The sequence below is a fragment of the Dictyobacter halimunensis genome, from assembly GCF_036245075.1.
Genome location: NZ_BSRI01000002.1, coordinates 5835802 through 5848397, shown reverse-complemented (window position 1 = coordinate 5848397; position 12596 = coordinate 5835802). Strand labels below are relative to the sequence as shown.

Genomic DNA, 12596 nt, shown 5'->3' with positions numbered 1-12596 from the left:
ACGCTTGTCAACTATCTCTCTTCCGTGTAAGATGTACCTCTGTATGCAAAAGCGCAAGTAGTCATTGCTACATGTAAAAAACATGCATCTTTTACAGGAGCTTAACGTATGCCAACAGACCAGGGAAGGTCGCTTTCGATACTCAAAATCTGCGTTGAAGAACTATTGACGGAGGTCTGGGGTCACAAGGTGCAACTCGCTCCCAATGCCACCGATCTTAAGGCCAGTGGTCGCACCCAGGTTTATCGCTTCTCGCTCATTGAAAAGCCGGTTGATGCCCCTCAATACGTTATTGTCAAAGCCATGCCAGTGATGGAAGACATATCCACAGCCTCCAACACAGCTCCAGACAATTCTCTTCAGCTCTTCTTTAACGAGTGGGCTGGCTTACACTTTCTAAGTGAGATCGCTCCTCACCCAACTATAGCGCCCCGCTTCTATGCTGGCAGCAAAGCGCATAAATTGCTCGTCATGGAGGATCTGGGAACGGGAAACGGACTACATCATCTTCTGCTCGCAAATAACCCTGAGGTAGCGGAAGAGGCCGCCGTACAGTATGCGGCTACCGTGGGAAAGATGCATGCCGCCACAATTGGTAAACAAGAGACCTTCTCCCATATTCGTCAGGAGCTTGGGCCTGCCGAGACCCCCGACTATAGCTGGATTTCGTCCACAATGTGGAAGACCATTCATACACTTGATATCACGCCAGTCGCCGGCATCGAGAATGAATTGCAACAACTTACTTCCATCATGGAAAATCCAGGTCCATTCTTAGCGTATACACATGGTGATCCTTGCCCCGATAACATCCTTCTTGGCACATCTGGCAAGTTGTTGGACTTCGAATTCGGAGCGTACCGTCACGCACTCATTGAAGGCGTCTATGCGCGCATGCCATTCCCTACCTGCTGGTGCGTCGGTCGGCTACCTGCGCACGTCATTCATCGTATGGAGACAAGCTATCGCGCAGAACTGGCAAAGGGTTGTCCTGCCGCACTTGACGACAGGTTATTTGCGCAGGCCGTTGCCTCAGCCTGCGCCTACTGGACCATCGATGATTGCCGCTTTCTACATCGTCATCTAGAACAAGATTGGCAGTGGTCACCTGGCCTTGCCACGGCTCGGCAGCGTTTCCTGCTGCGCTTCGATATGGCAAGAGAAGCCATTGAAGCCAGCGAGTATTTACAAGCTATTGGCAAGACGTTTGAGCAGATCGCTAGCCGGCTACGTCAGCTCTTGCCTTCCGAAGCGGATCAGATGCCCTATTATCCAGCCTTCCGCCCGTAGGTGTCGGGCTTGCCCCGACTTTGCCGCGCAGCGCCCCCACGCCACCGGGCGCCCACGTCCCCCAAAACCCAACACCTCGCCCCCTTCACCACTTTAAAATGCAAATTCAAGTATAATTGAGGGAAAGGAGACAGAACAAACATGACAACCTATACCGTCGAACCCGACTCAAAAACGCTTCACGGCACCTTCTCACGGGAATATCCCCCGGTGCTCACCATCAATTCAGGAGACACCGTGCAATTTCGTACCCTGGATGCGGGCTGGAATCTTTCGTTAGGTGAAGATGGCGAGCCAGACCACAAATTTCAACCGCGCGATGAAACACGTGACCGTGGTCACGCCCTCTGCGGACCCGTCGCTATTCGTGGCGCGCAGCCCGGGATGGTGCTTGAAATCCATATCAACAAGATACAGCCAGGACCGTGGGGCTGGACCGTTGCCGGTGGCTGGGAGAGCGCCGTCAATAAGAAACTTGGTCTGCTCGAAGAGAAGTTGCGGCTGCGCTGGTCGCTGAACGCCGACGCAATGACCGCGCGTGATCAATATGGCCACACCATCGCCTTACGACCTTTCATGGGCGTGATGGGGATGCCGCCCGATGAGCCGGGCATCCATCCTACATCTCCACCACGCTATTGCGGCGGCAATATCGATTGCAAAGAACTGGTCGCCGGCACGACTCTCTATCTCCCTATTTCCGTGCCCGACGCGCTCTTTTCGGTTGGGGATGGCCATGGCGTCCAGGGCGACGGTGAGGTAAGCGGGGTCGCTATCGAATGCCCCATGGAACGCGTCGATCTCACCTTCCACTTGCGTGATGATCTCTCTCTGAAGACACCTCAAGCCAGGATCGACAACGCCTGGATCACGCTGGGATTTCACGAGAACCTCCACGAGGCCTCGCTGATCGCGTTAGATGCCATGGTCGACCTCATGGTCGAACGCTATCATCTGCCGCGCACCCAGGCTCTCGCGCTTGCCAGCCTCGTCGTTGATCTGCGCGTCACCCAGATCGCCAATGGCATCCTTGGCGTCCATGCCCTCTTGCCCGATGAGCGCCTCGCGGCTCTATCTTCATAGATTTTTCTCCGATCTGGGCAGCCGGCTGTACTCAACCGCGCTCACAGGCCACACCTCTTCAGGAGGTGTGGCCTGCGCCACCAGGCTATGCCTTTGGGCACTTGCTACATTAGCGTTCTCCCATGCTCAGTACGACACCCCGGATAAAGTACTTCTGCGAGAAGAAGAAGGTGACGATGATCGGTAGAATGGTCAGAATAGAGACCGCCATCAACTGATTATACGCTGTGACGGACTGGCCGTAGAACAGGTTGAGGCCAATCGCCAGGGTAAACTGATTGGTGGAGCGCAGGTAGATCAATGCCGATAGCAGGTTGTTCCAGTTGCCGACAAAGGCGAAGATGGCGACAGTCGCCAGCGCTGGCTTGGAGAGCGGCAGGATGATGCTGATGAGGATGCGCAGATTCGAGGCTCCCTCGATGCGTGCGGCATCGTCCAGCTCATTGGGAATGCTCATAAAGAATTGTCTCAACAAGAAGATCGAGAAGGGATAGCCAAACCAGGCCGGCAGGATCAGCGGCCAGAGCGTGTTGACCAGGCCCACTTTACTGAAGAGGATAAACGTGGGCACCAGCGTTACCTCGGCCGGGATCATCATGGTTGCCAGCATGAGGACAAACATCACATTGCTGCCGCGCGCGCGCAGGCGCGCGAAGCCGTACGCCGGGAGCGCGCACGAGATTAAGTTGCCGAATACGTTCGCGACCGTGACGATGATTGTATTGATCAAGAAGTGGGTGAAGGGTAAGGTTGTCCAGCCATCCACGTAATTCTGCCATTGAAAGGTGCTGGGGAAAAACTGTGGCGGAAAGGTAAAGACCTGCTGCGATGGCTTGAGTGATGTCGTGACCATCCACATAAATGGCAAGATGAAAACGATCGCTCCCAACACAAGCAAGACATAGATCAGGATTCGTCCAGACTTTATAGTAGTCCGCCTGCTCTGGTGCGCCGGTTTCAACGTCTCTACTACGGGCGAATCGGTGGTTGCGCTTACTTTCATAACCTATCTCCTTTGTATTGCGCCTTCATAGTGGACCCAACGCCGGGCCAGACCAAGCTGGATCATCGTGATTAACATGATCAGGATGAAGAGTACCCATGCCAGCGCGGATGCATACCCCATGTCGAAGTACTGGAAGGCCTCGCGATAGATATAGAGCCCATAGACCAGGGAGCCGTTGGCGGGACCGCCATTGGTCATGACCAGGATCAGTACAAAGGCTTGCAGCGAGGCGATGAAACCCGTAATCAGGTTGAAGAAGATGACAGGTGAGATCATCGGGACGGTGACGTTCCAGAATTTCGACCAGTTGCCCGCCCCATCGATCGACGCCGCCTCGTACAGGTGCGCGGGTATGCCCTGCAGACCTGCCAGGTAGATGATCATCGTGCTGCCTGCGCTCCAGGCGCTCATGATGATGAGCGCGGGAATCACCCATTGCTCCGATGCCAGCCAGCCGGGTCCCTGGATGCCAATCAGCCCGAGCAGGAAGTTGACCATGCCAAAGTCGGGATGGAAGATGTTGATCCAGAGCAGCGCGGTCGCGATGCCCGAGACGACTGAGGGCAGGTAGAAGATGGTGCGAAAGAAGGCGATGCCGTGTACCTTCTGATTGAGCAGGAGCGCCAGCAGAAACGAGACTACTACGCTCAACAGCACGCTGCCGATGCCATAATACAGGGTGTTCTTGAGGGCGATATAGAAAAGGGGATCCTGAAAGAGGCGCTGGTAGTTTTGCAGCCCGATCCATTGCGGATTGGAGAGCAGAGACCAGTTGGAGAAGCTGAGGAAGGCCGAAGCGATGATCGGTCCCCCACCAAAGAAGATAAATCCTATTATCCAGGGTAAGATGAACAGGTAAAACTCGCGCTCCTCGCGCCGCGCCCGCCTGGAAGTAGCCCTTTTCACGGCTTTCCGCTGCGGACTCACTTTTTCGCTCGTCAGTTGCATGCTGAAAGACTCCTTTCACAGCACAGTACATATCCTGTCATTCAGACGCAGCAGATATGCCGCGTCTGAATGACAGGATGTACCGCATGTAGCTAATCAGCTGCCGGAGTTGGCATTCTGCGCCAGTATCGGTCCTACCTGCTGAGCAACCTGCTTCAGGGCGTCCGCGACAGCCAGCTGACCCGACTCGACACGGTCCCAGATCGGCGTTACTGTATTGGATACCTTCGGCGTCGTGGGCTGGTGGAGTACCGCGTTCGAGCCATACTTCTCCAGCGACTCCAGTACCAGCTTCGCGCTGGGCGGCGCGTATTTTGATTTAAAGTATGAATCCCAGGCCGATGAACGCGCTGGACTGCCACGCCCGGTCATCCCCCACATAAACTGCTGACCCGCCGAGGAGAGGTATTCATTCAGGTAGATCCAGGCGGCGTCTTTGTTCTGCCCATTTTTGGGGATCATATATGCGCTCCCCTCAGCAAATGTGGAGCGCCCTTTGGGACCCTGGGGCCAGAGGGCGAAGTCCCACTTGAAGCGGGCGTTCTGGCTAAGCGCGGGCGTCGACCAGGAGCCTGCCAGCATCATGGCCGACCTTCCCAACGTAAAGGGATCGAGCTGCTGGATCTGGAAGCCCTGCGCCTCGGCGGGCGAGGGGACGGCGTTGTGCTTGAGCCGTATCTCCAGCCACCACTGCATGGCCTGGACGGCCGCCGGCTGGTCGATAAAGATCTGCGTCTCCTGAGGCTCATTGGCGTACTGGCCTCCAAAGGGGAAGAGATAGTTGGGCCCGATGCCACCATCGGATGGGTTGGGCGTTCCACTGATGCCAAAGATTCTATTTCTTCCCTGGCCGCTGGCCAGCTTGATGGCGTTCTGCTTGAGGTCATCAAGCGTCCAACTGTTGGTGGGATACTTCACGCCAGCTTTATCAAACAGATCCTTGTTGTAGTAGAGCAGACCAGGACCGCAGTCGTACGCCACGCCATACGTTTTTCCGCCGCGCTGATAGAAACCCATCGATGGCTTGGTGAAATCGCTGAGGTTGAAGTCGGTCTGCTTGCTGATATAGTCATCGAGCGGCGCGATTGCTCCCTGCGAAATAAATTGCTGCGCCCAGGCAAACTGACAATACATCACATCGGGCAAGGTTCCGCCAGCCGCCTGCGCGATGTATTTCTGCAAATAATTGCTAAACGGCGTATTTTCAGCGCTAATGCTGATGTTAGGGTGGCGTTTCATGAATAGCGTGTCGAACTGCACCTGGCGCGTCCAGAACGTGGCGTCCCAGGAATGAGAGATGCTAAGCTGAACCTTTGAGGTTGGTTCAGGGGGGATCGTCTTGGGCCATTGCAGGCCGTTGGCATCGCTAATTGAGTAGATTGATTTCGTGGATGGAGTCGGCGTGCCTGCGGCTGCCTGGCCTTGCGAGGTCTGCGGCTTTACACTTCCACCACAGGCGGCAAGCAGTCCACCTACACCAACGACTCCTGCTAACTTGAGAATTTCTCGCCTACTGTAACCGCGCTTTAAAAGTTCACGTTCGATTTCAGGTGTTATGCCGTCCCGATTAGAATATTCCATTATCTAATCCTCCCTTGGATTGGACCTGGCTCTGACCCCTCACGATGCATGCTAATCCATTCATAGCACATTCGTGACAGGATCGTCACTTGTTCGATAAGATACGTACCAACGCTGTACAACTATCTTCCTAAGTGAGAAAGCGCTTTCTCTACACCGCTTAAAAATCAAGGCCATAACTTGCTAAAATGAGTATGACACATTTTAGCAGAGATTACTACCTTTTATCCTTCCTTTTAATTTCCTCCCCTTAAATCAAAGAATATCAATTATTGGTTAGAGGTTATATAAAACAGTATTTGCTTCTTGTCAAGAGGTAATAAAGCTGATTGTGTAGAATAACGTATACATATCGGTACAAATATGGGCTCTCCTACCTGAAAGGAGAGAAAGAAAAGTATATTACTTATTACAACCTGCTCAGGAAAAATAAGCTCTATACATTCTTGCGTGACCGTTATCCAGCCAGTGAACACAACAGCCTTATAAACTACTCTACCAGGGGCGGAGCGAACGGGCATCAGCCGCCCGCCTCGCCCTGTTCCAATACAACTACGGCGCTAATATCAATCCTGGGGACGCTAATACGCACTCCTCCCGCTATCCTCTCAACGGGGATCGTTATCTGCTCGGGCGCTGTGTAGGCTCGGGCGATGGGTACATCGAGCGCCAGGTCGATGCGCACATCATGCAACGGGATTGGATCTTCGTAATACTCGACATGCTCGGGTGTGCGCGGATTGGACGAGAAGTTGATGATGTGGATGAGCCAGCGCTCCGGGTGGTCAGCGTGAGCCTGCTGGTGGGTCACGCTTATCTCAGTACTGAGCGGCGCATTTGTCTCTACTAGTTGTGCCGGCAGCACCTCGCGCAGCAGACGATGAAAGATCTCACGATAAACCCAATAGCCGTGGGTATAGTAACTCGTTCCGAGGGGAAAGGCGGTCGCGGCAAAGTTTCCCTGCTGCACGACGGCCGCGTAATCCGTGACGTGATCAAACGGCGTCTGGGCATGGCTGGTATAGTGGTTTCCGGCCCGCTGGAACAGCGGCTCGCCCAGCCGTGCCCAGACAGACTCTTCACGTCCGGATCCTCCCCGCCAGCGCGCTGAACCCTCGTAGAGGGCATATTCGTAATTCGGGATCGCATCGAGCAGAGGCTCTGCGCACGCAAGATAGCTGGGGACAAATGGTCCTTCGCCCTCATAGGTGAGCGGTAATTCATCAAACCAGCTGGCCGTCGTTCCGCTCAAACGCAACGCTTCATGACTGGCAAATAGCGCTCCACCGCCCGCGAGATAGCTGCGCAGACGTTCAGCCAGCGCATCATCCACGCTGAGCGTATCGGGCAGCACGAGCAGCCGGTAGCGCTCTAGCTCGGCGTCAGGCTCAATGATATCGAATTGGATATTCAGCTCCACCAGCAACTTGACCATACCCAGCACGCTCTCACCCAATCGGCTGACCCCCTCGGCTGCCGAGCCGCCGGGGCGACCGATATCATCAAGCAGTGGTCCGCGCACGACGATGGCGGCTTCAACAACCGGCGCGGCCCCGACCAGGTAGGGCTCCAGACGCTCGATCTCGGCATAGGCCTGACCAATAGTTGCGTAGACTGCCGGGTCGAGGCGTCCCGAAGGAGGCATCTGGTCACCAATCGTGATCTGGGCCCCCTGGGCAATGATGCGCGCCAGCTCCGTCCGCAATTGGGTAGGATGCTTGAGACCACCAAAGTCGGCCCACGAGCGGTGGAAGCGTCCCGTCATCCCATAGACGCTGATCCCAAAGGGACGCGAGTAACGCACGTTAGCCGGGAAATAGAGATAACCCCACATCGCGGTCGGCAGCGCCTCGATGTCGATATTATCCATGTAGATGGCACGCTCCCCCAGCCCGAGCCGCGTCTGGTTATTCTGGTCAACCTGGCAGCCTGGCCTCAGTTCGTGCGCCTGGTTGTATGCCTGGCGCATAAATCCGACCAGCAGTTCCTGCTTGTGCTTGCGCTGCACCTCGATATCGAAAGGATCCAGACCGGCGTCGCGCAGCGTGGTGAGGCAGGTGGAGCAGAAACATTCACCATCAATAGGCAAGGGCATATCGTACCAGATGCCGTCGAGATCATATCGCGTCAGGATCTCATGCGCGTGGGCCAGCACGGTATCGACAAAATCGCTATGCGACAGGCAGAGCGCGGTCCATGACGGCGGCTGACCAAACGCCGGTAAATAGGTGCTGCGATCGCGTTTGAAGACCAGCCATTCGGGATGGCGCTCGGCCAGGTAGTTGTCCCAGGTCACACAGTAGTACGCGTAGACCTTGATATTGCGCTGGCGGCAGGCGGCGACCTGCTCGCCAAGCAGATCGCGCTTCAAGCCGGGATGCACGGGACCATACGAGCTGGGATAATAGAAATAGCCGTGCATGTCTTTGGCGAAGACAACGATAGAGTTGACGTGTCCCTCGACCAGGCGATCACCGAATTCGTCGGCATCAAAGGCCTCGCCAACGCTCGGCATATAGGCGCTGTTGTGATAGTCGAGGTGGACCTTGCGCCAGGGATGCGAGCGCGTATAGAAGCGCTCATCGATCCACATTGGTCGCTGCTCACCGCCGTCATTTATCCTGGTGTTCATCTCGCCTCCATCAGTTGCCGCGCCTGGGTGCTGGCCCAGGTCAAAGCCTCTTCGACGCTCTTGCGCTGGTGCAGAGCATCGTCTATCCCGACGTTCAAAATCTCGGTGATCGCCGGCCACTGCGGAATGGGTGGTGGGCTGTCCACGCTCTTATGCACGGCTTCGATGGTGGCGTAGACGGGAAACTGGCGCAGAATGTCGGGATCGCGCCACGTCGAGTAGCGCGTGGCGATGCAGCCATTGAGGGCCGTAATCTTATCAAGGGCGGGCGATGCTGTGGAGCGCAGAAACTCATAGGCCAGCTCTTTCTGCGCGCTGCCCGCCGCGACGGCCAGCACCCAGTAGACATTGATCGATGTATGCACCCCTTGAGCGCTATCGCCGCGTGGGATCAATCCCAGACCATTCTTGCCCACCACACTCGACTGCCCCGGCACCTCGGCCATCGTGGCGAAGCCGCACCAGTTGACCATCATAGCGGCGCGCCCACTGGCATAATAAGCCCCGGAAGCTACCGAATCGAGCTCCTTCGCCTCCGGAGGCACGACCTTGTAGCGGTTAAACAGGTCGACGTGAAATTGCAGCGCCTCGATGGCGATCGGTTCGTGGAAGATCGGTAGCCCCTGATCATCAAGCAGACGACCGCCACGGCTCCAGGTGTGGATCATAAAGTCGTATACGTTGTTGTGCGCGTCGTTCAGACCAGCTGCCACGGCGCCATACAGATCCTGCTCGGGCCTGGTGAAGAATTGCGCGATCTTCAAATAATCGGACCACGTCTCAGGGGGACGCAGATCCTGTCCGTAACGTGCCTGAAAGTCGGCCTGCTCACGCGGATCCTCAAACAGGTCGCGCCGGTAGATAAACATCATGGGACCATCGTGATACGGCAGGGCATAGGTCTGGCCACCAGCATCGCGCTGCAGCCCGCGCAGACTGGGCGACCAGCCATCCGGCCATCCTTCGGGTGGATCCTGCGCCAGCAAAGGATCGAGCGCCACGAGCAGGTCGCGCTGCATCGCCTCGGGCAGCCAGTCCGTCAGGGTTAGCGTCACATCAATCGCCCCACTCGCCAGTTCGGCCCTGGCGATCGTACTTTCGTAGAGCGCCTGGGGATCGCGAAAGGTCAGCTCCACCTTGACGCCAGGATGAGCCTGTTCAAAGGCCGCCGCCTGCTCAGCCAACGCCTGCTCGAATCCGACAAAGCTGCGCCCCACCAGGCGTAGCAACGTTTTGTCTCCAGTGACCATACGCGGTGCCTCCATTTCCGTCTCTGACACAAAATCAATTGACGTAATCAGACTTTTCTCTCTACACCATTCCGGATAGACAGGTCATGCGTTTGGATGGCTGTGGTCGCTTAAAAAAGCTAATCGCATTACAGTGATTGTGGATCGACGGCGCTGTGGCTAACCATAGAGTGATAGGCGGCCATGACGATGCGCAGCGTGCCCAGGTTGTCGCGCAGCGATGTCTCGGGAGCGCCAGGAGCGCCCTCCAGGCCACGCATGACACTGGCCATCGTGCCGATAAAGGCATCAGGAAACCAGCTGCCAGCAAGATCAGGGCTGATCCAGGTACCAGATTGCAGGTTGTGGCTCATGTAACGGAAGCTATCGGGAACGCCGGTGGGATAGTTCTTGAGCAGACCCAGCTCTGCTACCGCGCTCCCCTCGGTCCCCTCAACTCGAAAGGTCGCGAACTGGTCAACCAGTCCGCCGCTATTGTGATGGGTATCTACGACCGTGGCGCGCAATTGTCCATCGAAGATGAGTTGGATCGTCGTGCGCGTCTCGCCTCCAGTTGAGAAACCGGGCACCGTGCTGCCATCGGCGAAGACCAGGCGCGGCTCACGCCCCAGCAGGGCGCGAATAGTATCGAGATAATGGATCGAGTGATACATGACCTCGACATGCTCGCCCGCCACGATCCAGGGCCATGTATCCCAGGGGGTCAGTACATTGATCAGAAACGAGACCTGGTAGATCTCTCCCAACAGGCCGCGCCCGATCAGGTCGCGCATTGCCAGCGCCGCCGGCATCCAGCGCGCCTGCTGGTTCACCGCCGCCACGATCCCCGCCTCTTCCACGGCTGCGACGATAGCTTCGGCCGTCGCGAGATCTTCCGCCATCGGCTTCTGCAACAAAAGAGCCTTGCCCGCCTGCGCGACGCGGGTGGCGATAGCATAATTCTCGCGGGCCGGGACCGCGACGTCAACGATAGCCGCTGGACTGGCAAGCACATCATCCAGACTGGCATAGACCGTATCAATGCCGTAGCGCGCAGCGGTCGCCCCCGCCTTGTCGGCATCCCGGTCATAAATACCGATGACGTTGAAGCCGGCCTTCCGATACGCCGGCAGATGCGCGTCATTGACGATGCTACCAGCGCCAACAATCGCGATAGGATAATCGCGGCGCCTCGGCAGCGGAATCTCCGACGAAACCTGCCAATCACCACGCGGAAGCCCCTGTATTGCATCATTGCTCATAGCGGCATATCCCCTTTTCCCAGGCGCCCATGTTCCACCCGTAGGTGCGCCCCTTGCGGGCGCTTGCCGCAACGCGGCCCGTACCCGGGCGCCCACGTTCCATCCATGGATGCCGGGCTCGCTCCGGCATCCATATGTTCGTATATGAATATTGTAATCACAGGTGAAAGTTTGTCAAGGGTGACAAAAAGCCTCATTCCTCGTGCCGTCTCCCATCACCACCCATACCGGACATTGCCCCCACCGCCAGTCCCAACTGCTGCACCAATCGATAACCTTTTAAGCTTCGCATCTTAAACCAGCTTGACAAACTTTCACCTGTGATTACAATATTCATATACGAAAATCTATCTGTACACAAAATCTATTTGCAGAGGAAACGTATGTCCGCTGTCATCACTCTCAACAGCATCACCTGGAATCACACGCGCGGCTATCTACCGCTGGTGGCCAGCGCGCAGCGCTTTAGCGAGTTGAACCCTGGCATCGAGGTCCACTGGCATAAGCGCTCGCTACAGGAGTTTGCCGATTTCCCCGTTGACCAGCTGGCGGAAAAGTTCGACCTGCTGATCATTGATCATCCCTTTGTCGGTTACGCGGCCAGCCATCCCGTCCTGCTGCCGCTCGACGAGCATCTTCCAGCGGAGTTTCTGGCCGACCAGGCCAGCAATAGTGTCGGTCGTTCGCATGAGAGCTATGCATTTGGGGATCACCAGTGGGCGCTGGCCGTTGACGCAGCCACACCAGTCAGTTCCTGGCGCGCCGATCTGCTGGCACGCTGGGGGATCGAGGTTCCGCGCACCTGGGATGATGTGCTGGCGCTGGCACGTCGCGGCCTGGTAGCGCTGCCCGCCATTCCCATTGATAGCTTGATGCATTTCTACATGCTCTGCTGTGGACTCGGTGAGGAACCGTTTGCCAATGGACGCAACGTGGTCAGCGTGGAGGTGGGTGTGGCCGCGCTCAACTACCTGCGCGAGCTGGTCAGCCTGTGCGATCCGGCGTGTCTACAGCGCAATCCCATCGCCACCTATGAGGCCATGATCGCCAGCGATCAGATCGCCTACTGTCTCGCAGCCTATGGCTACGTCAACTATTCGCGACCCGAGTATGCTCAGTCGCCGCTGCGCTTCGGCGAACTGGTCAGCCTCAATTCCACTCAACTGCGCTCGACGCTGGGTGGAACTGGACTGGCCCTCTCGGCACGCAGCGACCAGCGCGAGGCCGCGCTCGCCTACGCGCGCTTTGTCGCCGACCCGTTCAATCAGCGTGGGTTGTATTTCGTCAGCGGCGGCCAGCCAGGTCATCGTCAGGCGTGGCTGGATCATACCGTCAACCAGGCCTGCGACCACTTCTTCGCCCGTACCCTTCCCACGTTGGATCAGGCCTATCTGCGTCCCCGCCACTCCGGCGCGATCCCCTTCCAGGATCACGCGGGACCACTGGTACATCGCTATCTGAGTGAGGGAGGAGATCCACGCACGGTACTGCGCGAGATCGACAACCTCTACGCCCATTCGCTCGCATAGCCCTATCTTCTTGCGTTTCAGTAATGCTTAAAAATT

At 56.7% G+C, this 12596-nt stretch carries 9 protein-coding genes; 3 read left to right on the top strand and 6 right to left on the bottom strand.

The features are described 5' to 3' along the window. The first annotated feature begins 108 nt into the window (after positions 1-108). A complete protein-coding gene (locus tag AABA21_RS38495) occupies positions 109-1290 on the top strand; it encodes a phosphotransferase (protein WP_338258362.1) in 1182 nt (393 codons plus the stop codon). A gap of 141 nt (positions 1291-1431) precedes the next feature. After that, positions 1432-2373, top strand: a complete 942-nt coding sequence (locus AABA21_RS38490) for an acetamidase/formamidase family protein (RefSeq protein WP_338258361.1) — start codon at positions 1432-1434, stop codon at positions 2371-2373. Positions 2374-2482: 109 nt separating this feature from the next. Here the strand turns inward: AABA21_RS38490 and AABA21_RS38485 are convergent, their stop codons facing one another. From AABA21_RS38485 to AABA21_RS38460, 6 genes are all read right to left on the bottom strand, one after another. Next, positions 2483-3376 (bottom strand): carbohydrate ABC transporter permease, encoded by an 894-nt coding sequence (locus AABA21_RS38485; protein WP_338258360.1) that lies wholly within the window; start codon positions 3374-3376, stop codon positions 2483-2485. A gap of 3 nt (positions 3377-3379) precedes the next feature. Further along, positions 3380-4327, bottom strand: coding sequence for a carbohydrate ABC transporter permease (locus tag AABA21_RS38480; protein ID WP_338258359.1), 948 nt, complete (start codon positions 4325-4327; stop codon positions 3380-3382). Between the two features lie 96 nt (positions 4328-4423). After that, complete coding sequence (locus AABA21_RS38475) at positions 4424-5908, bottom strand: ABC transporter substrate-binding protein (protein WP_338258358.1); 1485 nt, start codon at positions 5906-5908, stop codon at positions 4424-4426. Positions 5909-6428: 520 nt separating this feature from the next. Then, on the bottom strand, positions 6429-8540 hold the full coding sequence (locus AABA21_RS38470) for a beta-galactosidase trimerization domain-containing protein (RefSeq protein WP_338258357.1): 2112 nt from the start codon (positions 8538-8540) through the stop codon (positions 6429-6431). Further along, a complete protein-coding gene (locus AABA21_RS38465; protein WP_338258355.1) occupies positions 8537-9790 on the bottom strand; it encodes an extracellular solute-binding protein in 1254 nt (417 codons plus the stop codon). The genes AABA21_RS38470 and AABA21_RS38465 overlap by 4 nt, the downstream gene beginning before the upstream one ends. Before the next feature lie 128 nt (positions 9791-9918). Then, positions 9919-11031 (bottom strand): Gfo/Idh/MocA family protein, encoded by a 1113-nt coding sequence (locus AABA21_RS38460; RefSeq protein ID WP_338258353.1) that lies wholly within the window; start codon positions 11029-11031, stop codon positions 9919-9921. Between the two features lie 383 nt (positions 11032-11414). Between AABA21_RS38460 and AABA21_RS38455 the strand changes: the two genes are divergently transcribed. Further along, positions 11415-12560 carry an ABC transporter substrate-binding protein gene (locus AABA21_RS38455; protein WP_338258351.1) on the top strand — a complete coding sequence of 382 codons (1146 nt, stop codon included), beginning with the start codon at positions 11415-11417 and terminating at the stop codon, positions 12558-12560. Positions 12561-12596: the final 36 nt, after the last annotated feature.